This is a genomic window from Butyricicoccus faecihominis, from assembly GCF_024462775.1.
Classification (GTDB): Bacteria; Bacillota; Clostridia; order Oscillospirales; family Butyricicoccaceae; genus Agathobaculum; species Agathobaculum faecihominis_A.
In genome coordinates this window covers 17249-42441 of sequence record NZ_JANGCE010000011.1, presented here as the reverse complement: position 1 = coordinate 42441, position 25193 = coordinate 17249, and the positions used below count along the sequence as shown (strand labels likewise).

At 60.5% G+C, this 25193-nt stretch carries 17 protein-coding genes; 7 read left to right on the top strand and 10 right to left on the bottom strand.

Features of this window, described 5'->3' with window-relative positions; all coding sequences use genetic code 11:
- Nucleotides 1-242: 242 nt before the first annotated feature.
- The 7 genes from NE562_RS07680 to NE562_RS07650 all read right to left on the bottom strand — a co-directional run bounded on the left by NE562_RS07680 (nt 243) and on the right by NE562_RS07650 (nt 8708).
- Entirely contained in the window at nt 243-932 is a 690-nt protein-coding gene (locus NE562_RS07680) for a DUF2461 domain-containing protein (RefSeq protein WP_280961820.1), read from the bottom strand.
- A gap of 1 nt (nt 933) precedes the next feature.
- Entirely contained in the window at nt 934-1791 is an 858-nt protein-coding gene (locus NE562_RS07675) for an RNA polymerase sigma factor (protein ID WP_280961819.1), read from the bottom strand.
- A gap of 105 nt (nt 1792-1896) precedes the next feature.
- Nucleotides 1897-2541, bottom strand: coding sequence for a pentapeptide repeat-containing protein (locus NE562_RS07670; RefSeq protein WP_280961818.1), 645 nt, complete (start codon nt 2539-2541; stop codon nt 1897-1899).
- Nucleotides 2538-2804, bottom strand: coding sequence for a metal-sensing transcriptional repressor (locus NE562_RS07665; protein ID WP_280961817.1), 267 nt, complete (start codon nt 2802-2804; stop codon nt 2538-2540). The genes NE562_RS07670 and NE562_RS07665 overlap by 4 nt, the downstream gene beginning before the upstream one ends.
- Nucleotides 2801-5380 carry a heavy metal translocating P-type ATPase gene (locus tag NE562_RS07660; RefSeq protein ID WP_280961816.1) on the bottom strand — a complete coding sequence of 860 codons (2580 nt, stop codon included), beginning with the start codon at nt 5378-5380 and terminating at the stop codon, nt 2801-2803. Before NE562_RS07660 ends, NE562_RS07665 begins: the two co-directional genes overlap by 4 nt.
- Before the next feature lie 425 nt (nt 5381-5805).
- Nucleotides 5806-7293, bottom strand: a complete 1488-nt coding sequence (locus NE562_RS07655) for a serine hydrolase domain-containing protein (protein WP_280961815.1) — start codon at nt 7291-7293, stop codon at nt 5806-5808.
- 50 nt (nt 7294-7343) lie between these two features.
- Nucleotides 7344-8708, bottom strand: a complete 1365-nt coding sequence (locus NE562_RS07650) for an MFS transporter (protein ID WP_280961814.1) — start codon at nt 8706-8708, stop codon at nt 7344-7346.
- Between the two features lie 406 nt (nt 8709-9114).
- Here NE562_RS07650 and NE562_RS07645 point away from each other — a divergent pair, with 406 nt between their 5' ends.
- From NE562_RS07645 to NE562_RS07635, 3 genes are read left to right on the top strand one after another with little or no spacing between them, the layout of a single operon-like run.
- On the top strand, nt 9115-9486 hold the full coding sequence (locus NE562_RS07645; RefSeq protein WP_280961813.1) for a BlaI/MecI/CopY family transcriptional regulator: 372 nt from the start codon (nt 9115-9117) through the stop codon (nt 9484-9486).
- Nucleotides 9483-10292 carry a M56 family metallopeptidase gene (locus tag NE562_RS07640; RefSeq protein WP_280961812.1) on the top strand — a complete coding sequence of 270 codons (810 nt, stop codon included), beginning with the start codon at nt 9483-9485 and terminating at the stop codon, nt 10290-10292. Before NE562_RS07645 ends, NE562_RS07640 begins: the two co-directional genes overlap by 4 nt.
- Nucleotides 10293-10336: 44 nt before the next feature.
- Nucleotides 10337-11065 (top strand): hypothetical protein, encoded by a 729-nt coding sequence (locus NE562_RS07635; protein WP_280961811.1) that lies wholly within the window; start codon nt 10337-10339, stop codon nt 11063-11065.
- A gap of 1 nt (nt 11066) precedes the next feature.
- Here the strand turns inward: NE562_RS07635 and NE562_RS07630 are convergent, their stop codons facing one another.
- The 3 genes from NE562_RS07630 to NE562_RS07620 form a co-directional block, all read right to left on the bottom strand.
- Complete coding sequence (locus NE562_RS07630; protein WP_280961810.1) at nt 11067-12986, bottom strand: helix-turn-helix domain-containing protein; 1920 nt, start codon at nt 12984-12986, stop codon at nt 11067-11069.
- A gap of 18 nt (nt 12987-13004) precedes the next feature.
- Nucleotides 13005-15449, bottom strand: a complete 2445-nt coding sequence (locus tag NE562_RS07625; protein WP_280961809.1) for a GH39 family glycosyl hydrolase — start codon at nt 15447-15449, stop codon at nt 13005-13007.
- 385 nt (nt 15450-15834) lie between these two features.
- Nucleotides 15835-16716 (bottom strand): aldose 1-epimerase family protein, encoded by an 882-nt coding sequence (locus NE562_RS07620; RefSeq protein WP_280961808.1) that lies wholly within the window; start codon nt 16714-16716, stop codon nt 15835-15837.
- Nucleotides 16717-16882: 166 nt separating this feature from the next.
- Between NE562_RS07620 and NE562_RS07615 the strand changes: the two genes are divergently transcribed.
- From NE562_RS07615 to NE562_RS07600, 4 genes are all read left to right on the top strand, one after another.
- On the top strand, nt 16883-17644 hold the full coding sequence (locus NE562_RS07615) for a YoaP domain-containing protein (protein ID WP_280961807.1): 762 nt from the start codon (nt 16883-16885) through the stop codon (nt 17642-17644).
- Nucleotides 17641-18465, top strand: coding sequence for a 4Fe-4S binding protein (locus tag NE562_RS07610; protein WP_280961806.1), 825 nt, complete (start codon nt 17641-17643; stop codon nt 18463-18465). The genes NE562_RS07615 and NE562_RS07610 overlap by 4 nt, the downstream gene beginning before the upstream one ends.
- A 37-nt stretch (nt 18466-18502) precedes the next feature.
- Entirely contained in the window at nt 18503-18988 is a 486-nt protein-coding gene (locus NE562_RS07605) for a hypothetical protein (protein WP_280961805.1), read from the top strand.
- Nucleotides 18989-19257: 269 nt separating this feature from the next.
- Nucleotides 19258-25176 carry a LamG-like jellyroll fold domain-containing protein gene (locus tag NE562_RS07600; RefSeq protein WP_280961804.1) on the top strand — a complete coding sequence of 1973 codons (5919 nt, stop codon included), beginning with the start codon at nt 19258-19260 and terminating at the stop codon, nt 25174-25176.
- Nucleotides 25177-25193 lie beyond the last annotated feature (17 nt).

Below are 25193 nucleotides of genomic sequence, written 5' to 3'. Positions count from 1 at the left end.
AAAAATGAGACTGACGCCACACGCGACAGGCCGTTTCGCGGCTATTATACCACAGCGGCAAGCAATTCCGAAGAGTCAAAACGCACCTAAGAGCCGCTGATGGTATAATTATTTAATCCGGGTATAATAGCCGTTTTTCGGCTATTATACCACATGCCGCGGTAAAGTACAAACAGCCCCCGGCCATGGCGGGCAAAAAAACACGGTGCGCCGCGAAAAGGACGCGCACCGTGTTTGGGTAGTTATTTTTTTGGCCGCTGCGGCATTTGAAAATCCCGCAGGGCGGTGTTCAGGTAAGCGTTAAAGGGGCGCATCAGCCGAAAGATCTTTGCCGCCGACCGGCAAAAGGCTTCGGGATCAGCAAGCGCTTCATCCGCGATCGGGCATTCGATGATCCAGCTTTTATACTTGAGCGCTTCGGCTTGGGGAAAGGCCGGGTCATAGCCGCGCGGCACGTTTTTGAGCTTTTCGCCCACCATCGTAAAATGGGACTGAAACGCGGGCGCGCCGGTGATTTCGTCCCACTCAGAGCCGTGCGCGCAGATGTAGTCCCGCACCATGGATACCGCGTCCGCAAACGGCGCGGCGGGTACCCCGCCGCCGAGAAAGCTGCCGCCCGGCGCAAGGAATAGGTAATAGCCGCCGGGGATGGGCAGCTTGCCGGCGGTGGAAATATGCCCGCGGAATGCGGCGGTGTAGGGCGATTTGTCGTGGCTGAACCGGGTATCGCGGTTTAAGCGGGAAACCAGGCGCTTGGCGTCGAGCAGCAGCAGCGCGGGCTCATCCTCGCCAAGCCGGGCGATCAGCCGCTCCAGCACCTCGGTAAACTGCTGCAAGGCCTGCTGGTACCGGTCCTTGTGCGCGTGCATCCAGTCGAGCGTGTTGTTATCGCGCAGTTCGGTAAGAAAGGGCAGCATGATGTTTTCCGTCATCTCACATGCCTCCCTCGTCGCGGGACAGAAAAGAAAACCTGCCGCTTTCCAGCAGATCGCTGAAAAACCGGCGCGCGTTCGGCGTGGCGCGGTAGGCGGGCAGGGAGGAAAAGACGAGCGAAAGTCCGTCTATTTGCTCCATCTCGTCGGTAAACGAATGGAGCGCGCCGTCCGCTTCCTCCAAAGCGGAGTATGCGAGGTTTTCCGGGTCTAGGCGGTGGGTCGCGATCGCGTAATTCGTCCGGCGCTGGCAGCGGCAAAGGCCGCGTCCGCCAAGGCCGCAGTATTCGTCCATGAACGCGGCCATGGTTTTGCGCGCGCGGGACAGGCGCTGGCGGTACGCCTCGGGCGAAAGGCCGAGGATATCCCCGGCCACGCGGCTGTCCACTTTGAACATCGTGCCGAGGATAAAAATCAGCCGCGTCTCCGCGTCAAAGCATTGCAGCATCACGTTGGAGCAGGATAGCTTCAGCTCGCGTTCCAGCAGCGCGCCGTCCACGCCGCGCGACAGATCGGCCACGTCCTTTTCGCGGCCGCTTGCGATGTCCGCGCCGTAAAATTCAAAGCTCAGCGGATGCTGGGAAAACATGCCCTTGCGGTAGCTGCGCAGGTGGTTGACCGCGATGCGGAACACCCACGTGGAAAACGCTGAGCGCTGTTCAAAGGACGAAATGCCGGTCATCACCTTGATGAGGATCTCCTGCGTCGCGTCCTCCGCGTCCGGGATCGCGCCCAGCATGCGAAGCGACAGGTGAAACACCTGATCGGTCACGCTTTCCAAAAGTGTTTCGAGCGCCTGCCGGTCGCCGTTCAGCGCCTGTTCGATCAGCCGCGCGGTTTGGTCTGGTTTAAATGCCATGGTTTTGACACCTCCTGCTTGATTAGACAGAATAAAAGGCGGCGTGTGACAGACTTTTTTAAAAAAATGCCCGGCAAGCGCGAGCCGCCGGGCATTTTTGTTTTCTTATTCCTTGACCACCACGCCGAGCCGCTTGGCAAGGCCGACGGCCTGCTCGGGCGAAACGATGGCGCCGCGCAATTCTACCGAGGATTCTGAGACCGTAAGGCCGCCGATATTGCAGCTGGTCAGATCGAGCCCGCCAAGCGCGGTGTGCAGAAAGCTGACGTTCTCCATGCGGCAGTTTGCAAACGCAAGCCGCTTCCACGCGCAATCCGCCAGAATAGCGGAGGATAGGTCGCAGTCCGCAAACGCCGTCTCGCGCAGCGAAGCGCGGTCAAAGCTGGCGTAGCCCATCGCGGAACCCTGCCAAATGGCGTCGCGCCAGCCGGTTTCCGGAAAGGCCGCGCCCACGGCTTTGCAGCTTTCAAATGCGGTGCGCTCAAAATAGCCGTCGCGCCAGTCGCTGTTGGAAAGGTCGCAGTGGCGAAAAACCACGTCCACGCAGTCCGCGCGCTGCCAGCAGCAGCCGGAAAGGCGGCAGTTCTCAAACAAGACCCCGCGCAAACGCAGGCCGAACAGGCGGGTGCCGGAAAGGTCGATATCGCGGATGTACAGCCCCTCGGCCGTGCGTTCCTCCGCTTCGGCGGCGGCGAGCAGCGCGGGCGCGTCCGGCGCCGGCTCCAGCCGCGCCGGCAGGCGCGCGGTCATTGCTTTTCGAGCAGGCGGATGATCTCGTCAATCTTCCGATCCCTTGCCTGCCCGTCGCCCGATTCAAACGCTTCCTGCACGCAGCCCGCGAGGTGCGCGCGCAGCACCTCGCGCTGGGCCTTGTGCACCAGCGATTCGACCGCCGAAAGCTGCATGGCGATATCCATGCAGTAGCGGTCCTCGTCGATCATTTTCAGCACGCCGTCGAGCTGGCCGCGCGCGGTGCGCAGCAGCGGCTCAACCTTGTTTTTGTCAGCCTTCATGCAAATCCGACCACCTTATAGCCGGCTTTTTCAACGGCGGCCGTCAGGGTGGCTTCGTCGGGCACGGCGCCCTGCACGATGGCTTCGCCCGTTTCGTGGCTGACTACGGCGGATACGCCGGGGATAGCCTCAAGCTCCTGCTTGACATGGCCCGAACAGTGGGCGCACATCATACCTTCGATGCGGATGGTTTTCGTCATTTTTGTTTCCTCCTTCACAGTGGGTGCGTCTACGGCAAAATCGCGGGGAGCGATCTCCCCGGAAACGGGACCGGTGTCGGCCACGGCGGCCACAACGGCTTTGCGTGCGACGCGCGGCGTGGCTTTGAAAAATTTCAGGCGCAGCGCGTTGGATACCACGCAAACCGAGCTCAGGCTCATGGCGGCGGCCGCGAACATCGGGTTCAGTCCCAGCCGCAGCGGCACCCATAAGACGCCCGCCGCGAGCGGGATGCCGATCACGTTATAGAAAAACGCCCAAAATAGGTTTTGGCGGATGTTGCGCATCGTTTGGCGGGACAGACGCACCGCATCCACCGCGTCCATCAGATCGGATTTCATCAGCACCACGTCGGCCGAGGAGATGGCCACGTCGGTGCCCGCGCCGATGGCGACGCCCACGTCCGCGCGGGCGAGGGCGGGAGCGTCGTTGATGCCGTCGCCCACCATGGCGACGCGCTTGCCCTCCGCCTGCTTTTCGCGGACGATGCGTTCCTTGTCCTGCGGCAGCACCTCGGCCACCACGTTTTTGATGCCGAGCTGGGAGGCGATCGCCCCGGCGGTGACCTGATTGTCGCCGGTCAGCAGCGTGACCTCAAGGCCGAGCGAGGACAGCGCCTTTACCGCGTCCTGCGAGGTGGGCTTGACCACGTCGGCCACCGCGAAGATGCCCACTACCTGCCGGTTGGCGGCGAAAAACAGCGGGGTCTTGCCTTCCGCCGCGAACCTGTCGCCCGCCTGCTTGGCCTTGGGCGAAAGCGCCAGACCGTTTTTCAGCAGCATGCGCCGGTTGCCCGCCATGCAGCGAACGCCCGATACCATGGCGGAAACGCCTTGGCCCTCGGCGGCGGAAAAATCGGTGGCTTCGCGAACACGCGCGCCCTCGGTCCGGGTATAGCGTACGATCGCGTCAGCCAGCGGGTGTTCGGATTTTTCTTCCAGCGAAAGGGCGAGCGAGTTTAGATCTTCGGGGTCCACGCCAAGGGGCACTACGTCGGTCACGACCGGGCGGCCCTCGGTCACGGTGCCGGTCTTATCCAGAATGACGCTGTCTATCCGGTGCAGGTTTTCCAGCGCCTCGGCGGACTGGAACAGCACGCCGTTCTTCGCGCCCACGCCCGTGCCGACCATAACGGCCACCGGCGTTGCCAGCCCGAGCGCGCACGGGCACGAAATGACCAGCACGGCGATCGCGCGGGTCAGCGCGAACGCGCCGCCCTCGCCCGCGATCAGCCACACGGCCGCCGTGATCGCCGCGATGACTAAAACGACCGGCACAAAAATGCCCGCGACCTTGTCGGCCAGCTTGGCGATCGGCGCTTTGCTCGCGCCCGCTTCCTCAACCAGCCGGATGATCTGCGAAAGCGTGGTATCGTCGCCCACGCGGGCGGCCTTCATCACAAAGTAGCCGCTTTTGCTCACGGTCGCGCCGATGATGCTGTCGCCCACTGTTTTATCCACCGGGATGCTCTCGCCCGTGATGGCGCTCTCGTCCATGGCGGCGCGTCCCTCGGTGATTTCGCCGTCCACCGGCACGGACTGGCCGCCGCGCACGACGATCAGATCGCCCACGCGCACGTCGTCCACCGGCACGGTGACTTCCTCGCCGCCGCGCAGTACCTGCGCGGTCTGCGGGCGCAGGTCCATCAAGGCGGCGATGGCCTCGCCGGTCTTGCGCTTGGCGCGCGCTTCAAAGAACTTGCCCAGCGTGACAAGGGCGAGGATCATGCCCGCGGATTCAAAGTACAGATCGTGCGCGTAGGTATGCAGCGCGTGCGTGTCGCCCGCGGCGGTGGCGTAGCCGATCTGGAACAGCACGTAAACGCCGTAAACCAGCGCCGCGCCCGAACCGACCGCGATCAGCGCGTCCATCGTCGGCGCGCCGCGAAACAGCGTTTTAAAACCGTTCGTGTAGTACTTGCGGTTGACGAATACGATCGGCAGCGTCAGCAAAAGCTGAACAAGAGCGAGCGCGAACGCGTTTTCCGGTCCCGCGACAAAGGCGGGCAGCGGCAAGCCGACCATCGGCCCCATGGAAAACACCATCAAAACCGCAAGGAAGATGAAGGAAACGATAATGCGGGTCTTCATTTCCTTCAGTTCGTCGTCCGCCTGCGGGGCGGTGGCGACGGGGGCGCTGTTTTGCTCGTCGCGCGGGGCGGCGGTGTAGCCCGCGTGCTCCACGGCGGCAACGATGCCCTCCACGCCGACGGCGTTTTCATCGTATTCGACATTCATGGTACCTGCCAAAAGGTTGACCTGCGCCTTCGACACGCCGGGCAGCGCGCCAACGCTCTTCTCCACATGGGAGGAGCACGAGGCGCAGCTCATTCCGCCGACGGTGAACTGTTTCTTCATGGTATCGCTCCTATCTTAACCCTAGCCCCTCCGGGGGAGGGGGTGTCTTTTTGAGATCAGTATAGCTCGAAGCATGGGGTTTGTCAAGTAGTGTTCGTATCAAAGAAACAGAATATGCAAAAATGGCCGCGTTGCAAGATCCATGCAACACGGCCACCAGACTGTCAAAAAACTATTTTTGACAGTCTGTCGATCGAAACAAAGCCCCATTTCGATCGAGAATTCCGGCTTCTGCGCGCGCCTTACAGGCACACTTGAAGTCGGTTTGTATAAAATCCGAGATACATGCTCCCGGATTTTATGGATATTGCCGCTTGCGGCAATATCCTATTTTATACGCGCTGTGGCGCGAGGGATTCTTTGACACGCTGATGGCCGCGTTGCAAGATCCATGCAACACGGCCACTGGCCTTGGCGTTTTGCGTTTATTCGGCGGCGCGGCCGGCGATGGTAAAATCGGCGGGGAAAAAGCTGGCGGCGCGGCGGATGCGCAGGGAAAGCGCGTCGCCGTCAAAGGTAACGGTCAGGGCGTCCTGAAAGGGCGTGCCGGGAAAGGCAAGGTCGATCAACAGCGTGTCGCCCTTGGTACACGCCCGGCCCGCGGCCTTGGAACCGATCCAGCCGGGCTGTGTGAAGCAGTCGGCCTGCGGCCGCGGTCCCTCGTCGTGCGCGGGCATGGGGCAGCGCGTCCACGTGTCGGCGCATAGCGGCACCGATACGGTTTGACCCTGCTTTTGCAGCGTAAGCGTCACGCGGTTTTCTGCCGTTTGCGTAAAGCGCAGGGCATCGAACCGGTAGGGGTTGTCTTCCAGCCGCCATATACGGTCTTGCGCCTGTTCGGGCAGCGTAAGGCGGCCGGTGTTTTCAAAAAAGGTAGGCAGGGTAAGGGCGCTTAGCCGGTTTTCCAGGTCGCTTTGCGCGGCGCGCGTTTCAGGCGCGTCCGGCACCGTTTCGCCGACAAAGGGCAGCAGGCGCGTCCAAATCAGGTCCAGCAGGATTTGTATCTCCGGATCGTCCGCGCAGCCGGAATGAAAAGCCAGCACCATGTCCTGCTCGGGCAGCACAATGCCGAGTTGGCCGAACGCGCCGTCGCCCCGAAATACCCCCGCGGGCTGACACAGCCAGAACTGATAGCCATAGCCCTGCTGCCAGTCCGGCAAGGGGGAGGCTGCGGCGTTGTCCGCCTGCGGCGCGCTCGCCGCGTCGAACCACGCGGCGTTTAACAGTTGCTTGCCGCGCCACGCGCCCCTCCGCAGCACAAAGGTGCAAAACCGCGCGATATCCTCTGTCAGTCCGCTGATCCCGAAGCCGCCCGCGCTGATTCCCTCGGGCGAGGTTTCCCAGCGCAGGCCGCCCGACAGGCCGAGCGGCTCGAACAGGCGGGGCTGCAAATACTCGAATATCGTCCGGCCCGTTGCCTGCTGCACGATCGCGGAGAGCACGTAGGTGCCGACCGAGTTATAGGCAAGGTGCGTGCCCGGCTGCTTGACGGGTGCGTTCGCAAGAAACTGCCGGACCCACTCCGCGCCCTTTAAGATTTCGATCTGTTCCGCGACCTGCCCGCTGCGCATGGTCAGCAGATCGCGAATGGCAAGCGCCCGGAGCTTTTCACCCGGATGGGGAGGCGCTTCCTCCGGAAAAAAGCCCAGCACCGGATCGTTGACCGACAGCAGGCCTTCCTGCGCGGCGAAACCGACGGCGACAGAGGTAAAGCTTTTGCTCATGGAGAAAAACATGTGGTTTTCGCTCAGTGAATAGGGGGTGTACGCGCCCTGCGCAAATACCTTGTCATGCCGCAGCAGCTGGAAGGAGTGTACGCGCAGCTTGTTTTCCGCAAGGCCGTCAAGAAACGCCGTGACGCGGCCGGGATGCAGGCCGACGGCGGCGGGGGTGGTATCCGCAAAAGAATACATAGGTTCCTCATCTTTCTTTGGGTGTGGGTGTGGCGCGGCTGTCCGGGCGATCAAGCGCCGCGGTGCCGCTCCTCCAGCTCGGCGACGATCTGGGGATACTGCTTGTCCAGCTTAAAGAAATAACCCAGCACGAGCGTGGCGAGGTAGATGATGATTGGCACGAAGATAAAGCAGATGCGAATGGCGGAGATCGCGCTGGCCGACTGCACCTGCGCCATGCCGTCGTACCCGCTGAACGCGAGGTACAGGCCCAGCAGAGCGGTGCCCACGCCCGCGCCCAGCTTTTGGCCCGCGCCGCCCGCGCTTACGGTAACGCCCTGCGCGCGCACGCCGGTTTTCCATTCGCCGTATTCAATGGTGTCCGCGATCATGCCTTGGAACACCGCGGCCACAATGCCGTAGCCAAAGCCGCGCAGACCGATCGAGATAACGAACGGCATGCCCGTGGAGTAGAACACAGAAACGAGAGAACCGGCCAGCATGATCACGGCGGAAAGCATGGTCAAATTGCGTTTGGAAGCGCCCTTCGACAGCACAAAGGGCAGGCCCAGCATGGCGATGGTCGCGGGGATGTGGTGGTACAGCGTCAGCATACCGACCAGCTTCGCGTCGTTCAAAATGTACTTGGCGTAGTAGATGCCCACGGTCAGCGTCGCGACCTGATGAAGCACCGAGCAAAAGTTGATGCCGAGCGCCATGAACCAGTACTTATTATGGAACAGCGCTTTGACGGCGGTCCAAACCGGCACGTCGTCCGCGCCGCTCTCCATGGTGCGAACGGCTTCTTTGGTGCCGCCGAAGGCGAGCAGCAGCGCGACAATCGAAATGCCGCCCAAGATCGCGGCCGACCAGATGTAGCCCATCTGTCCGCCGCCGAGCAGTTCGACCACGTTCAGGTAGACCGCCGAAAAGCCCATTTGCACAAACACGGCCACCAGCAGGCGAAACGCGTAGCTGGACGAGCGGGTGTTGGGGTCGATCGTCATGTAGGTGGGCAGCGCGTTGGCCGTTGCGTCCGCCATGGTGTAGATCACGGCCTGCGACACGTTATAGGAAATAAAGATATACACGATCTTGCCGATATCGGACACGCCCGGCACGGTAAAGGTGATGATGTAGGCGATAAACAGCGGGATCGCGATGCGCAGGATCCACGGGCGGGCGGAGCCGTGGCGGGTGTGCGTATGGTCGATGATGCTGCCCGCGAAAAAATCGGAAACGCCGTCGAATACCTTGGATAGCAGGATCAGAACACCGACGATGCCGGCGTCCACGCCGATGATATCCGTGTAAAAGTAAACCAGAAAGGAAGCATAGATTGTGTAAAGCGGATTGAGCGCAAACTCGAAAAGGCTGTAACTGAGCTGCTCGCGCACCGGGATCTTGCGGCTTGGCGACAAATTGGTTTCGTGCATGCAAATTCTCCTTTTCTTAAAAGCGACGTGTGAAGCGTCAGGGGTGGACAGTGTACCGGTCTTGTTGTTTTTGGATGAAAAGGGAGGAATGCGATCACATCAAGTCTGCAGAACTTCGGTATATCGGCTTTTGCCTGATATACTAATATGATGATATCAGTATACCAAGGGATAAGGCGCGCGTATATTCCCCAAAAATCTTTTTTGCCCGGACAAACTTGGTTCGTCCGGGCGTGATTGTGAATTTATAACAGGAACGAAACACATTCATGGCAGTAGAATGCAAAAAATGTACATATGGATTGGCTAAATGATGATAACCAGCCTATTGACAATTTCATAATACAGCAGTAGTATATAGACATGGCATACTACAACAGTCTTATAGAAAAGGAAGCGAATTGCAATGGACGTCAAGCTGGTGGATTCAGAACGAAAGGTCATGGACGTTCTCTGGAAAGAAGGCGATGTAACGGCCAAGCATATTTCCGATGTGATGACGCAGCGATATGGCTGGAACATCAACACGACCTATACGCTGATCAAGCGCTGCATCAAAAAGGGCGCGGTGCAGCGGCAGGAACCCAACTTTTTGTGCCGCGCGCTGATTCCCAGAGAGGAGGTGCAACGGCAGGAGGCCGACGAGCTGCTGCACAAGGTGTTCGACGGCTCGGTCGACCAGCTTTTCGCTTCTCTTTTAAGCCATAAGACCCTGTCGGCGGAGGAGATCGAACGGCTCAAGCAAATGGTCGAACGCTTGGGAGGTGACTCGGCATGAACCTTGCTCAAATGAGCGCGTCCGCGGCGGTCATGATCGCCGCCATCCTCGTGCTGCGGTGGGCCGCGAAGCACCGCTTGCCGAAAAGAACGTTTTCCGCGCTGTGGGGCGTTGCGCTGCTGCGTCTTACCGTTCCATTTTCGGCGCCTTCACCGCTGAGCGTGTACGCGCTGCTCGCCCGTTTGCGCGCGCCGGGTGAAAGCGCGGCGGCGCACGCCGGCCTGCCGGCCGGGCAGGGCAGTCACATCGCGCTGCTGCTTCCGGCCGCGCAACCGCAGGCCGCGCGGCCTTCCCTTTGGATCGGGTTATGGGCGGCGGGCGCGGTGCTGTGCGCCCTGTATTTTGCCGTAGCCTATATCCGTTGCCGCATGCGTTTTGCGTCCGCCCGCCCGGTGGAAAATGCATATGCCGCCGCCTTTCTCGCGGAAAAAAAGATGAAGCGGCAAGTTGCGCTGCGCCAGTCGGCGCGCTTGCCGGCCCCGCTTTCCTACGGCGTGCTCCATCCGGTGATCCTGATGCCGGAGGGGACGGACTGGGCGGACACGGCATGCCTGCGCTTTGTTTTGCAGCATGAATATGTGCACATCCGGCGCTTTGACGGTGTGGCGAAGCTTTTGCTGGCGGCGGCGCTGGCTGTCCACTGGTTCAACCCATTCGTGTGGATCATGTATGTGCTGGACAACCGGGATATCGAGCTGGCTTGCGACGAGGCGGTCGTCCGGTCGTTTGGAGCAAAGGCAAGATCCGCCTACGCGCTGGCGCTGATCGGCATGGAGGAGAAAAAAGCGCATTTATGCCCTTGGTAAGCGGCTTTAGCAAAAATGCGATCGAAGAAAGGATTGGCGCTATTATGAAAATTCAAAAAGCAACCGCGTGGAGCCTGCTGGCCGCGTGCTGCGTGGTGGGTGGTACTGCCGCCGCGTTCGCCACCTCCGCACCGCCGGAGGCAGCGCCGCAGGCGGTGACCGATCATATCGCGGGCGACCCGTCGCCCGCGCCGCAGGCGCTCACACAGCAAGAGGTATTGGCGGCGTACGGCCCGTATGGCGTTTCCTTTGATGCGAATGGGAAAATGCTGTTTGACGGCGAGCCCGTTCGCCTCTTCTGGGACGGCGTGGAACTGGGGGACGGCGGACAGGCGATGCGCTATGAATATTGGGAGCCAAGCGGCACGGTCGATGTGCACACGGTACGCAGCGTGATCGACAATGGTGACGGCAGCGTCGCCCCCTTTGGAGAGCTGCTGGGCGTGCGGCGCTACACCCAGCAAGAATTTGACAGGAGGGATATAAACGTTCCTTCCGCGTCGCCCGGTCAAGTGACGGAAGCGATCGGTTCCGGCGGGGACCAAGCCGGCGGGCGGACCATTGCCGAGATCTTCGCCCGGTATGAGACGTACGGCGTCCGCTATGAGGCGGGCAATGTGTATTGGAACGAGCGGCCGGTAAGCGCGTTTGTCGATGAAAGCCCGGATGGCGGCGTGTTCGCCTATCAGTCGACCGACGGGGGCGCGATCTCGGTCAGGGCGGTATATGACGCCGCGGGCGCGCTGTCCGGCGTGGAAGAAATCGCGGCGTAAGCTACATGCCGTGCAGCTCGATCAAATGGATCTCGCCCGGCGCACAGCGAAGCCGCCAGATCAGGCTATCGTTCACGGTCAGTATTTCGGTGCGGCGGTGCGGCTGCGCCAGCCGTGCAAGATAGGACAGATCGCCTTCCGTCAGCGGTTCGGGCGCGCCCATACGCCGCCATGCTTCATAAACCGAGCCGTATTCCGGCCCCACGGTGCGGCAGTGCAGCCGGTACCGTCCGGCGGGCAGTCCCGCGCACTCCAGCGTCAGATCGACCGGCAGCGCCGTGTCGGAAGCTGGATAGAGCAGCAGTTGGACGTCGTTTTGCCGCCGCGCCGCCATATACCCCGGCCCCCGGCCGATCAGCTCGCCGCCAAGAAGGGAGAGCAGGCCCAGCGCCAGCCAGCCGCACTTGGGCAGGCCGTTCGCGGTAAACAGCCCCGGGCCGCCGGAAAACACGCGTTGCGCGTCCGGCGGCGCGGCGTCGCACAGGGAAAGCCTGCCGCACTCCTGTGTCTCGCAGAAAAAATGAATCATTCGGCCCGCCTGCTCGCAGCTTTCCGCCGCGAGGGGCGGGCTTTTCTCATCCGTCTCGATCGCAACGGACAGCGTCGCGCCGACCGAGCGGATCGCTTCTAACCATTCGTCTGCCGCCGCGCCCATGGGGACGGTAAACCGCCACTGCCGCAAAGCGGATAGGCCGTACCGCTCCATCCAGTGCCGGAGGATGCGGCATAATAGCCCGCGCTGCTCCGTTGTTTCGCCGTCCGCTTGTATGACCCATAACGGGCGGAGACCGTGCGCGAGCAGAAAATCCACCGCCAGATCGGATAGGGCGAAGTGCAAGGCGCCCTTTGCCGGGGCGAGCTGTAGCTCCGCGTCGAACAGACCGTGCACCCGCGCATAGGTAAAGGGCAGCTCGTTTTGCGCCCGCGCGATGATCTGCTGCGTGCGCGCGTCCAGCAGGCCGTACAGCCGGCCCAGATCAATCTGCTCGCGCCAGCGGTGGGGCAGCGCGCGGCCCTCCTCCGCGGCGTTGATTTGGAGAAAGCTGCTGGCCGAACCGGCGGAGAGCGCGGGCGCGTCCTCCCGCCCCACCGTGTAGGGCTGCAAGGCGGCGGCGGGCACGGCGCTGGGCTGGGCGCGGGGCCGCCCCTGTAAGCGGTACTTTGCCGGCGTAAGCCCGTAAGCGGCGCGGAACGCCGCGGCAAAGGCGCCCGCATCCCGGAACCCACAGCGCAAGGCGATCTCGGCGACCGAGGCGCCCGTCCCCCGCAGGTCGGCCGCGGCATGGCACAGACGAATCGCGTTCAGGCAGCCGGTTGCCGAAAGCCCCAGCTTTTTCTGAAACAAATGCGAAAGGTAGTTGGCGGAAACACAGTTCTGCCGCGCGAGCTGTGCGACGGACGGCTTTTCGCGCCAGTGCGTCCATAAATATTGCAGGGCGCTTTCCAGCCGGCTAAGGGGAAGCGGCGCGGTTGGCACGGCAAAGCGGCAGAGCAAGTATTCCAGTAGTGGCGCCGTGCGCTGCACCAGCGCGAGATAGCCGCCGGACGGCTCTGTGTATGCGGCGTAAGCACGCGCCAGCGCCTGCCGGACAGGGGAGAGCTGCGCCTGCGCGCCGTCCGCGTCCGAAGGGGCGTAGCAATGCAGCGGCCGCCCGCCCCATTCGACCAGCTCAAGATAGGCTTCGGGCACGGACCAGACCAGCAGCAGACCCGGCGCGCCGCAATCCAGCCGGTACAGGCGAAACGGCGACAGCGCCAACAGGCCGCCGCCGCGCAGCGGATAGGAACGGCCTGTCAGGCGAACCGTCCATTCGCCGGAAAGCGCGAAAAGCAGCGTCAGCCCCGGGTGCCAGCGCGGCGTGGGCTGGCTATGCTCCACAAGCGAAAACGAGATGGTTAACGGGTCGAACGGTTCACACATGGCTTATGGCTCCTTTCCTCAAGGGTCCGCGGCGCGGCGCAGCAGGATCAGTTCGGTTTGCTGTGGCTCTAAAACAGCTTCTACGGTAAGGGAGCCCTCGCAGGTCACTTGCCGCACGGTGAGCGCCGGCTGGGACAGATCGTCCAGCCAGCAAACGTCTTCGTCGCTTAAAACGGAAGGCGCGCCCATTTCGATCCACCGGTCGAACGAGGAGCCGCCCTGCCGGTCGATTCGGTAGCACTCCATGCGGTATGGGCCGGACGCTAAACCGGAAAGAAACAGCTGAAATTCCACGATGCTTTTGTTTTCAAACACCGCATAAGCGTCGCCGGGCTTTTTCAGCTGCTGATAGCGGTAGCGGTATAGGTTGGCATAGTGACTGTAATTGTACAGCAGCAGCTGCACGCCCTCCTCCGATCCGGCGGCGAACCAACCCCGGCCCGCGCCGAGCTTTCGACCGCCGAGACGCGCCGTCAGGCAGAGCGCCTGATAGCCGCTTTTGGGGATGCCGTTTGCGGTGAACAGACCAAAACCCCCGTGAAACGCCGCTTCGGGCAGCGGACGTTCCCGAAGCAGGTCGGACAGGCTCCAATAGCCGAAAGCGCCGACCTTGTCATAGTTTTCGCAGATGTTTTTGATCAGATAGGCGGCTTTATAGCAGGTATCGCCCGCAAGGTCGCGCTGCCACAGGGTCGAGTTCCATTCCTCCAAATATACCGGCCTATCGTCCACACCGAAGCGCAAGAGCATGGCGGCAAAGGCGTCGAGCGCGTGGGCGAGAAACTCCTCGTCCCGCGAAAGCACGGTCGGCGCGGAAAGCTGGCTGATCGCAAAATCCAAAAACTCCTCGTCCCGCAGAATGTTATGGTAAGGGTAGCATTCCAGCGTGAAAAAATCGGGCATACAGCCGCGCGCCTTGGCGAGCCGTAAAAACGCGGGCATGCCCTGCGGCTCGTCCAGCATGTTGGAGAAAATGCCCGGCCCGCCGAAGCAAAGGCGGGGCTCGGCTGCCTTTACCGCTTCATAGGTTGACAGATAAAAGCCGCGGTACTCCTCGTGCGTCATGCAGCCGAAGAACACATAGTTCATGTTCAAAACCGTGAATTTCCATTCCAGCACCTTGGCCAGCCCGTACCGGGCGATGCAGTGGCGCAGCGTCGCCGTAACGAGCGCCCGCCACCGCGCGAGATCGGTGCAGGGCGAGATGATCATGGCACTGTTATAGATATGCCGCCGGCTCTTAGCGAGCAGCGGCGGCAGGCCGCCCAGTTCGATCCACGGGCGCAGCCCTTCGGAGAGCAGATAGTCCAGCACGCGGTCGGCCAGCGCGAAGTGAAAGACCGTGTTTTGGTTTTCGTCCTCCGTGTATATCTGCATGTCGGCGTCGAACAGGCCGACAAACCGGGCGTAAGCAAAGCCGATATCCCGCTGCGCTCGGTGCACGGCGGTCTGCACCGGCGCGAGCAGGATGTCGCGCGCAAAACCAAGGTTGATCATGGTTTTCCATGTATGCGCCAGCGGCTGCCCCGCGGCGCTGCAGTCCAGCGCCGCCGCGCAGGCGCACCGGCTGATCGGCGGCTCGCTCGCGGGGCTTTGCGCATATTGCAAAAGCGTGGCCAGCCCGCTGTCAAAGGTGGTTTGCGCCGCAGCAAAACCGGCAGGGGAAATTGCGGTTTGTTCGCGGCGGTACTGTCCCGGCGTGACATGATAACGCGCCTTGAACAAGCGGATAAAGGAATGCGCGCTTTGGAACCCGCTATCAAGCGCGATCTGCGTGACGGAGCAGCCGGTCCGCGCCAGCGCGGCGCGGGCATGACCCAGCCGCACCGCCGCGAGGTATTCGGAAAACCCCATTCCCAAATGCTGCTGTAAAAAGCGCGAAAGCTTGCTGGGGGAAAGAAAAAGCCGATCCGCGAGCGCGGTAAGCGTCAGGTTTTCGTTCCAATCCCGGTAAATGCCATCGAGCGCACGGCATAAAAGCGAAAGGTCCTCCCGCGGCGGCGGCTCCGGCGCGGGCTGGGGCAGGGTAAAGCTGCTGAAAAGCAGCCGCAGCAGAGAAAACGCGTGCCCGGTCACGTGCGCGGTGCTAAAGCTTTTCTTCTGAAAAAATTCCTGAAACATTTCCGCCAACAGCGCGCGTACCTGATCGTGCGCCGCCTCCCCGTCGGGGCCGGGCGCGTGGCAGCATAGCCGCGCCCGCCGGGGCCATCCGGCAAGTGCGAGCAGCCTAGCCGAAAGCGAAACCGCCAGCAGGCAGGCCCCTTTGGGGCAGCGCGCCCGATGCGGTTCAAACGGGACGACAATAAAAAATCCCTGCGAAGCGAGCGGGTATGCCGCGCGTACCGTGTCAATGGCGGCGCGGCCGCATAGGGCGTAAAATACCGTCAGCCCCTCGTCATAGCGAAATGGCTGCTCCTTGTCCTGCAAAAGCGCAAAGTGCAGCAGATCGTTTTGTTCAGCCATATTGCGATGCGCTCCTTTCCACCGGTCTTACGGCAAGTCGCAGCGGGTGCATTTCTAATACCATTATACTAATATATTTTTAATTCCGCAATCCCGGAAAAATTAGAGCCCGGCCAATTTGGCCGGGCTGAGGCTGTCAAAAAACTAGTTTTTTGACAGCCTTCGATCGAAACAAAGCCCCATTTCGATCGAGAATTCCGGCTTCTGCGCGCGCCTTACAGGCACACTTGAAGTCGGTTTGTATAAAAACCGAGATACATGCTCCCGGTTTTTATGAATTTTGCCGCAAGCGGCAAAATCCTATTTTATGCACGCTGCGGCGTGAGGAGTTTTTCGACACACTGAGAGCCCGGCCGATTTGGCCGGGCTCGATCGACAAGCTATTTTAATCTTTTACGGTCACGGTATACGAAAGCGTCTCACTCTGGCCCGGGTTCAGCAGGCGCACGCCCACCTTGTTTTCGAGCGCGTAATCGAGGTAGCCGCCGTCCGGCAGCGTGCTCCACGGCTCCAGACAAACGTAGGGCACGTCGAAATCCTTGTACGCGCTCCACAGCGCGAAATAGGGCAGGTCGGAAAAGTCCATGGTCACGCGCTTGTCGTTTTTCGTGCACGCGATCGTGACGCGGCGGACCGGCAGGTCGTCTAGAATGATCGCGTCGTCCTTGAAGGTCTCGCGGGTGATCGGCAGGCAGCCGTTTTGCAGTGCGATCTCGCCGTGGTCGCGCGAGAGCGAAACGTTCTCGTCAGTCAAGATGGGGTGAAGGGCCTCCACGCCCTCGAACTCGATATAATAGTCGCTTATCGTCTCATTCGGCTTAAGGCACAGGGCGTAAGCGTCGTGACCGCCCACCTCGTAGTACAGGTCGGTATCGCCCGTGTTCAAGGTGATGTGTTCTTTTTTCAGCGTCGCGCCGGAAAGCGTGTACCGAATGGTAAAGGTAAAATCGAACGGATACATTTTTTTCGTGTAGTCGTTTTGCCGCAGGACAAAATCAACCACGCTGTCGCTTACCCGCACGGGTTCAAACGGCAGGTCGCGCGCAAAGCCGTGCTGGGTGATCTCGTACGCCGTGCCGCCAACGGTGTATTTCTTGTCCTTCAGCCGACCGACGATGGGAAACAGAACGGGCGCGTGCCGCTTCCAAACCGCGGGGTCCGCCTGCCAGACGTACTCGGTGCCGTCCTTTTTGCTCTTCATGGAGCAGAGCTCCGCGCCGAACTCGTCGATCTCTACGTGGAATAATTCGTTTTCCAATACCTGCATCGCTTCGTCCTCCTTGCTGTTACGTTTGATAAGTTCAGCATAGCTCGTTTGCGGGGCAAAGTCAACCGGAAAAGCGCGTTTTATTCGTGCGTTCGCGCACTATGGCTTGGAACCCGCATGCCGCTATGGTATACTGGATAATAAACGCGTGAAAAGAGGAAAGCATATGGAACTGATCAGGGTAACGCGGGATAATTTGGAAACGGAGCATATCTGCTGCGCCATCTCCAATAATCAAGATTGTCAGGTACTGTCGAAAAAGGCGTGGCTGCGGGATCGGCTGGACGAAGGCCTTGTTTTTTTAAAGGGCAATGTGCGCGGGAAATGCTTCATCGAATATATCCCCGCGGAATATGCGTGGGCGCCAATCGAAGCCGCGGGATATATGATGATCGATTGCCTGTGGGTATCCGGCCAGTTCAAGGGACAGGGCTATTCAAACCTGCTTTTGGAGGAATGCATCCGCGATTCCAAGGAAAAGGGGAAAACGGGCCTTGTGGTGTTGTCCGCCAAAAAAAAGCTCGGCTATCTGTCCGACCCCAAATACCTGCGGTACAAGGGCTTTCAAACAGCGGATACCGCGTCGCCGTATTTTGAACTGATGTTCCTTCCGTTTGAAGAAAGCGCGGCAGCGCCGCGCTTTAAGTCCTGCGTCCGGGAAGAGGAACGCCGCGTGCCGCAAACCGGCTTTTGCCTGTACTACACCAGCCAGTGCCCGTTTACGGCAAAATATGTGCCGCTCATGGAGCGCGTCGCGGAGCAAATGGGCGCGCCGTGGCGGTCCATCCATATGCAGACCACGGAGCAGGCGCAAAACGCACCGTCGCCCTTCACCACCTTCAGCCTGTTTTATAACGGCACGTTTGTCACGCATGAGATTCTTTCAGAAAAGAAACTGGAAAAGCTGATCGGAGAAAAACTGCAATGAAGAAATACTTGTTTCCGGTCGGTCTGTGGCTGCTGTTTATATGCATCGCCGTCACGCTGTGGCTGACGCTGGACAACCCCTTTTATTTCTTTAACTTTTTCTATATCGGCACATGTCTTGCCGTCGGCGTCGCGCTGTATATCAAAAAGTTAAAATACGCCCGGACCGCGGTCCAATTCGCGGTCGGCCTATACATGCTGGTTTATCTCGGCATACTTTCAAGGGAAAATATGCAGATCGAGGGGTTCTGGTATTATCTGTTCCTCGGCGTGTTTGAAGCCGCCGTCATCCACTATGTGATCGCCAAGATCCTCGGCCCGCTGTTCTTTGGCCGCGGCTGGTGCGGCTATGCGTGCTGGACGGCCATGGTGCTCGATCTGCTGCCCTATCAAACGCCCCGGCGGCCGCGGAAAAGGATCGGCTTTATCCGGTATTTCGTGTTCGCGGGCTCGCTTCTTTTTGTCGGCTCGCTCTTTCTGCTGCGCGTGCCCGGCATGGAAACCATTTTGTTTTGGAGCTTTCTCATCGGCAACGCGCTTTACTATGCCGTGGGGATCGGGCTGGCGCTGGCACTAAAGGATAACCGGGCGTTTTGCAAGTATATTTGTCCGATTACTGTGTTCCTCAAGCCGGCCAGCTACTTTGCGCTGGTTCGTGTGAAGACCGACACGGCAAAGTGCGTATCCTGTGGGAAATGCAAAAAGGTATGTCCTATGGATGTGGATATGACGGACCCCACGCGAAAGCGGGCCAATGGAACGGACTGCATTTTATGCTTTCGGTGCGTGGAGGAATGCCCGCGGGGCGCGCTGCACCTGTAACGATGTCATGATACGCTACGGATGAAGGAGGATAAAATTGATACAGCAACAAATGAAGGAAGAGCGGTTTGCTTGCATCACCGAAAAGGATAAAGGCTTTATCATCGCTTTCACGCAAGCGATGGAAGAACTGGGCTATACATACGATGATACGATCGGCAACGGCTTTTGCTGGGGCAAATATATGCTTATCTTCAGAAAAGCCAATGTAAAATCGAAAAATGTGGTGGCCAGAATTTACATAAAGGAGGATGCCGTCGTTTTGCGGATGTTTTTCAACAATGTCACCAAACACGCCTCCTTCATCAGCGCGGCGCCCGCCTATATCAAAACTGTTTTCACCGGGGATTATGGGAATTGCAAGCACTGCAAAGGGGATCACTGTAAATTCCGCAAGGATTATGTGATCGACGGCTTGAATATCGAAAAGTGCAACGGCACAACGTTTGAATTTGAACAGCCGGCGGTGGAAAAACTGCCCGACTATTTGCGTTTGTTCCGCGAATTTTATCCCGCAAAATAGCCGCCCTTTTTCATTTTTGCGCGCGCTGCGGCGTAAAGACTTTTTCGCCAAACTGAAAGTCCATGGGAACGATTCCCGTGGGCTTTTTTTTGCGTTTTTATGCACCGCGGATTCGGCAGGTCCGGTTTTACGCTGTTCTTACAAAGGTTTTATGGTTTGCGCGTTGTATTGGGAAAGGGAATTTGTTAGATTTTTTATGCACAAAGGCCGTCGCGTGGCCGGCGGTCGGGAAGAAAAAATGGTGCTACCAAAAAGGAGAGAATGAAATCATGCATTTGCACTGGAAACGCAAATTGTCCGCGCTGCTCGCCGGGGCCATGCTGATGGGGGCGGCGCCGCCCGCCGCGTTTGCGGCGTGGAGCGCGCCGGAAGCGGAAGGCTGGGCCACCGCGTCGCGCGAGGGCGTGGCGGCCCGCTTTTTCGTGGGCAGCGATACGCATATCGGCCGCGACAGCGCCGCGTCGAACAAGCTGAAAAACGCGCTGGACGTATGCTATCGGATCGATCCCGATACGGACGGCGTGCTGCTCGTCGGCGATGTGACGAACAACGGCGCGGCGAGCGAGTATACCTCGCTGACGAATATCATCAAAGGCAGCGCGCTGGGGCAAGCGAACAAGGTCTTACTTGCCATGGGCAATCACGAGTTTAACTCGTCCGCCGCTACGGCGGTATCCCGGTTTGAAAGCCAGCTCAGGCAGGCCGCCAGCGAAGTGCTTTATTACAGCAGCGCGTTCGGCGCGGTCACCGCTTCCCCAACGGCGGATGACAATTTAGTCGCCACGGTCGTCAAGCTGAGCGCCAGCAATTACGGCGGAGATTACACCGGCAACTACGACCTGCTGAAAACCGCGCTGGAGACCTCCCAAGAGAAAAATGAAAGCGCGCCGGTCATTGTCATGGGGCACCACGGCATTCAGAACACGGCCTATGTCGCGAATGAGTGGTATGGCAATTACGGCAAGGGAACGGACCGGGACATGGTCGCGCTGCTGGAGCAGTATCCGCAAGCCATCCACATCTCCGGCCACTCCCACGCCACGCTGGAGGATGCGCGGTCGATCTATCAGAATCAGGGCTATACCGCGATTCAGGACGGCACGATCGGCGCGTATTTTGAAAACGAAAAAGGCAAGGTAGACCCGGACAGCGGCGCCGGCGCCACCCGCCCGTCGAACAGCGAGATCGCCTCGCAGGCGCTGCGCATCGACGTGCTGGAGGATGGCGGCGTTGCGATATATCGCCTCAACCTGACCACGGGCGAATACATTTTTGGCGGCGAGCCGTGGGCGTTCGACGTCGCGGATCACACGGACCGCCCCTACGATGGAACCCGCGAAAGCGAAACCGCGCCTGCCTTTGCGGAGGAAGCAGCCGTGACGGCGGGCGAGGTAACGGACGGCACGGCGATCGTGCGGTTCCCGGCGGCGACGGCGGGTTCACGCGCCAACAACGATATGATCCACACCTATACGCTCAAGCTGACCCCGCGGGGGAGCGACGGCACGGTCACGCGCAGCGTGTTCGCGGATTATTACGAAGAGACCGCGAAAAGCGAGTGGAGCGTCAAAATCACCGGTTTGGACGCGGATACGACATACGACGTTTCCGTAACGGCAAAAACCTCCTTCGGCATGAGCAGCGATGCGATCACCGGCACGGTGACCACCGCGCCTGCCGCGGCGTATGAAACGCCGAAGCCGGATATCCTGAACATCGATTTCCGCACCGACAGCACCGCGGACGCGAACGGCCACACGCTGGCTGTGAAGGGCGCGCCGGTCAAGGCGCAGGACGACAAGATCGGCACATTTTACCGCTTTGACGGAACGGACGACGGCCTGCGCTACGCCATGACCGCGGCGGATTACAACAAATTCAAAAGCGGCTACACCATGGAATGCTATATGAAGCTGGACGGCATAAAAGGCAACCCCTTCTCCAATCAGGAAAGCGCGGGCTGCGGGTTCGAACTGAACAGCGACGGCAAAACGCTGGAGTTCTGGAACCGTGTCGGCGGTAGTTACAAGAAGCCGACCAGCAATATTGCCGCGCTCAAAAACGATTGGATTCATGCGGTCGCCACGTTTGACGGCAAGCAGACCAAGCTGTACATCAACGGCGCGCTGAAAGCCGCCGTGGAGGGCGCGGGCACGATGGCCGTGCCCGCGGACGGGGCCAAATATTTCTACGTCGGCGCGGATACCAGAGGGGACGGCACGGTGCAAAACCCGATCGCGTGCGATATCGCCCTTGCGCGTCTGTACACCGGCGCGATGAACGCCGCCGATGTGCAGAAAACCTATGAGGCCGTGACCAAGAATGCCGGCGGCGATACCGAAAGCGAAACGCCCGCCGCTGATATGCTGCACGTGGACTTCGCAGACGGCACGGCGAGCGACCGGTCGGAGACCGGGAATACCGTCCGGGCCGCGGGCTCTCCGGTCATTCAGGAGGACGCGGAAATGGGCAAAAAGGTGGCTTCTTTCAACGGCGAATACGATGCTTATTTGTACGCCTTTGACGATGAAAAGTACGGTAAAATGAACACCGCAACAATCGAAAGCGTTTTTTGCTACGACGAGGTGCCCGCTTCCGGCGAATACGATATATTTTCCAACCAGCAGAGCGGAGGCATGGGGCTTGGGCTGGAAAACGGCAGGTTGCAGTTCTACTGCAACCTGAACAGAACGGCGGGCGGCAACGGCTATGTGCAGCCCTCGGCGGCGATCGAGGCCGGTATATGGTACCACGCGGTCGGCGTGTTCGACGGAGCCAAGGTAAAGCTTTATCTAAACGGCGAGATGGTCGCTGAAAAGGACGCAACCGGCCCGACCATTCACTGGCCCACCAGCGCGAACGCGAAAAGCTTTGTGATCGGGGGAGACAGCTCCTCCTCCGGCGGCGCGGAGTTTTTTGCCAAGGGCAGCGTGTCCCTCGCGCGCCTGTATTCCAAGGGCTTGACCGAGCAGCAGGTAAAGGCGCTTTACGAGCGGCTTGACCCGCCCGTGCTGACCGTGAGCGGAGAGACCGGCCGCATGGAGCAGGGCAAGGCGGCGGCGGTCGCGCAGGTCCGGGCCAGCAACGGCCAAACCGCGCGCCTGACGGATATCACGGTGAACGGCGAATCGGTCATGGCGGCGGAGTATGACGCGCAGCGCGGTGAGATCACGCCCGCGCGATTGGGGGATTACACCTTTACCTATACGCTGTCCGCGCAGGGCAAGACGCAGACCAAGACGATCGTCCGCGCGTGCGTGGCCGATGCGTCCGCCAAGGTATCGCTCGGTCTGGTAACCGCGGACACGATGGCGGCGGGCGCTTCGTACAACGTCAACGTTCACGCGCGCCGCGACGCGGACGCGGCGGCGGATCATGTTCGGTTTGAACTGCACTATGACCCCGCGGTTCTGGAATACGTCCGCGATCAGCATTGGCAGACCGCCGATCCGGTGACGGACGATGGCGGCGGCACGCTCACCATTGACCAGAAGAACACCGGCATTTCCACAGAACCGTTCAGCAATTATGCGGCGACCCGGCTGGTCAAGCTGAGCTTTCGCGTGAAGGACGCCGCTAAAGCGGGCGTGACCGCGCTTACCTTTGCCAACATCACAGTTCAAAACGGAGGGCAGGCGGTCTCCGAAACCGTGGGCGTCACGGGAGAGGACAAGACCATCACCATCCTGTCTCAAAACGCGCTGGACAAGAACGGCGACGGCGTGATCGGCGCGGGCGACGTGGCGATGGCCGGTTCAACGGAAGAGGCAAAGGCCATTGCGGCGGCCGCGGCGATCTATCCGTACAAGCATGTTCTGGCCATTACCATGGATGGCGGCGGCGTTTGCTTCCGCCCGGATCAGATGTATTATGCCGCGCGGAGCAGCACGGTCCCGTCGCTGACAAGCGACGTCGCTATCCTCTCTAAGCGCGTAAACGATTACGCGATGCGGCTGTTCAACGAAACCTTTGCCACCAGCTACACCGCGAAAAGCGAAACCCCGACCATCTCCGCGCAAAACTATACCGCCATCCTGCACGGCAAGGAATATGCCACCGCGCAAAGCGAGTATAAGATCGACAACACCAAAACCGGCGCCTACTATTATCCGGACTTCGGCAAGGCCGAGCCTGTTTATCCGTCCGTATTCAAGGCGCTCCAAGCGGCGCAGCCGAACCGGGGCAACGCGGCCTTTGCGGAGTGGAACCAGATCGTCAACGGCATCATCGAGCCGGACGCGGGCGTCGATACGTATGCGGTGCGCAATATCAGCGGCCAGTCCGCGGGCTTTGCCGACGTCGCGGATTACATTTTGTCCGATGCGTTCGACAACACGGCCCTGCTATATTTCCAGTCCGATTATATGGACGGCGTGGGGCACGGCAGCGGCTTCTATAATGATAATTACTACGCGCAGTTAAAGAAATACGACGCTTATTTCCAGTCCATCATGGATGCGCTCGCGCAGAAGGACGCGGTGGAGGATACGCTGGTGATTGTCAATTCCGATCACGGCGGAAACGGCACGAGCCATGGCGGCACGACGCAGGCGGAATATGATGTGCAGCTGGCCCTTGGCGGACAGACCATCGACGGCGGCAAGCGGCTCGAGGGCGGCACCAACCATGATCCGGCCGTGATCGCGCTGACCGCGCTGCGCGCCGACGTCCCGGCCTCCATGGACGGCTCGGCGGCGCTTTTGGAACAGGCCGGTCTGAATCAGGAGGAGCTGGCGGCAAAGGGACGGACGGTCGAGGCCGTCACCGCCACCGCGGGCACCAATGTGGACGCGGTGGAGCTGAAGCTTTCGGGCGTGCAGAACGGCAACGCCATCCGCGCGGCGGATATCGTGATGAATCTAAACGGACAAAGCGTCAAAGCGGTCGATACCAGAGGCACGATCCTGCGGCAGGAGGTGCGGGAAGGCGCGCTGTATCTCACCCTTGCCTACACGGAATCGCCCGAAGTTTTGGCGCGGGTGAACCTGAACGGTCCCGCCTCCGGCGTAAAGGTAACGGAATTCATGCTGGGCACCGCGGCAGGCAAGGAGATTTACGGCGATCTGATCAACACAGCGGGCGAGCTGCTCCCTGAAACGACCGTAACCGCGGATAAGACCGCGCTGCAAAGCCTGTACACCGCAAACAGGGATAAGACACAGGGCGGTTACACCGCGCAAAGCTGGACCGTGTTCCAACAAGCGCTGGCAGCGGCGAAAGCCGTGCTGGACAACGAAGCCGCCACGCAGGCCGAGGTGGACGGCGCGAAAGACGCGCTGCAAGCCGCGGTTGACGGCTTGCGGACCGGCGGCGGTTCGTCCTCGGGCTCTTCGGGCGGCAGGCCGTCCAAACCGTCTGTGACGACAACGACCGGCGCGACATCGGACGGCGCTAAAGTGACCACGGTGACCGATACAAAGACCGGTGCGGTCACGCAGACGATCGAAAGCGCGGACGGCGTGAAAACCACGGTGCTCACGCCGAAAAACGGCGGCGCGACCGCGCGGGTGAACCTGCCTGCGGGCAAAACAAGCGCGATAGTCGCCATTCCGCTTGAATCGGCCTCGCCGGGCACGGTGGCCGTGCTGGTAAAGCCGGACGGCGCAGAGGCGGTCGTGAAGGCTTCATACGTGGAAAACGGCGAGCTGCGCGTTCCCGTGACGGGCGGCTGTACGCTCAAAATCGTGGACAACAGCAAGGCTTTTGCCGATGTGCCGGCGGATAAATGGTACGCGGAAAGCGTGGCGTTCGCCACCTCGCGCGAGCTGTTCAACGGCGTGTCTGAAAATACATTCAGCCCGCACGCGCCGATGACGCGCGCCATGCTGGCGACCGTTTTGTACCGCTACGACGGCGAACAGAACGGCGCGGCGGGCGACACTTGGTATGCCGCCGCGGTCGATTGGGCAAAGGCCAAGGGCATCTCGGACGGCGTGCGTCTAGACGGCCCGATCACCCGCGAGCAGCTTGCCGTTATGTTGTACCGCTACGCTGGCGGCGCGGCGGAGGCGGGAACGCTTTCCTTCGCGGACGCGGACATGGTTTCCGGCTGGGCAAGGGACGCGGTCGCTTGGGCGGCGGATAAGGGCATCTTGACCGGCAGGAGCGCGGATCGGCTCGATCCCAAGGGCAGCGCCACCCGCGCCGAGGTCGCGGCGATGCTGATGCGCTTCTGCAAAGCAGCGTGAGCACCTGATAACGGCCA

Excerpts from the sequence above, each read along its gene's own strand:
- NE562_RS07680 (WP_280961820.1), bottom strand. The coding sequence starts at position 932 with ATGACGGAAAACATCATGCTGCCCTTTCTTACCGAACTGCGCGATAAC.
- NE562_RS07675 (WP_280961819.1), bottom strand. The coding sequence starts at position 1,791 with ATGGCATTTAAACCAGACCAAACCGCGCGGCTGATCGAACAGGCGCTG.
- NE562_RS07670 (WP_280961818.1), bottom strand. The coding sequence starts at position 2,541 with ATGACCGCGCGCCTGCCGGCGCGGCTGGAGCCGGCGCCGGACGCGCCC.
- NE562_RS07665 (WP_280961817.1), bottom strand. The coding sequence starts at position 2,804 with ATGAAGGCTGACAAAAACAAGGTTGAGCCGCTGCTGCGCACCGCGCGC.
- NE562_RS07660 (WP_280961816.1), bottom strand. The coding sequence starts at position 5,380 with ATGAAGAAACAGTTCACCGTCGGCGGAATGAGCTGCGCCTCGTGCTCC.
- NE562_RS07655 (WP_280961815.1), bottom strand. The coding sequence starts at position 7,293 with ATGTATTCTTTTGCGGATACCACCCCCGCCGCCGTCGGCCTGCATCCC.
- NE562_RS07650 (WP_280961814.1), bottom strand. The coding sequence starts at position 8,708 with ATGCACGAAACCAATTTGTCGCCAAGCCGCAAGATCCCGGTGCGCGAG.
- NE562_RS07645 (WP_280961813.1), top strand. The coding sequence starts at position 9,115 with ATGGACGTCAAGCTGGTGGATTCAGAACGAAAGGTCATGGACGTTCTC.
- NE562_RS07640 (WP_280961812.1), top strand. The coding sequence starts at position 9,483 with ATGAACCTTGCTCAAATGAGCGCGTCCGCGGCGGTCATGATCGCCGCC.
- NE562_RS07635 (WP_280961811.1), top strand. The coding sequence starts at position 10,337 with ATGAAAATTCAAAAAGCAACCGCGTGGAGCCTGCTGGCCGCGTGCTGC.
- NE562_RS07630 (WP_280961810.1), bottom strand. The coding sequence starts at position 12,986 with ATGTGTGAACCGTTCGACCCGTTAACCATCTCGTTTTCGCTTGTGGAG.
- NE562_RS07625 (WP_280961809.1), bottom strand. The coding sequence starts at position 15,449 with ATGGCTGAACAAAACGATCTGCTGCACTTTGCGCTTTTGCAGGACAAG.
- NE562_RS07620 (WP_280961808.1), bottom strand. The coding sequence starts at position 16,716 with ATGCAGGTATTGGAAAACGAATTATTCCACGTAGAGATCGACGAGTTC.
- NE562_RS07615 (WP_280961807.1), top strand. The coding sequence starts at position 16,883 with ATGGAACTGATCAGGGTAACGCGGGATAATTTGGAAACGGAGCATATC.
- NE562_RS07610 (WP_280961806.1), top strand. The coding sequence starts at position 17,641 with ATGAAGAAATACTTGTTTCCGGTCGGTCTGTGGCTGCTGTTTATATGC.
- NE562_RS07600 (WP_280961804.1), top strand. The coding sequence starts at position 19,258 with ATGCATTTGCACTGGAAACGCAAATTGTCCGCGCTGCTCGCCGGGGCC.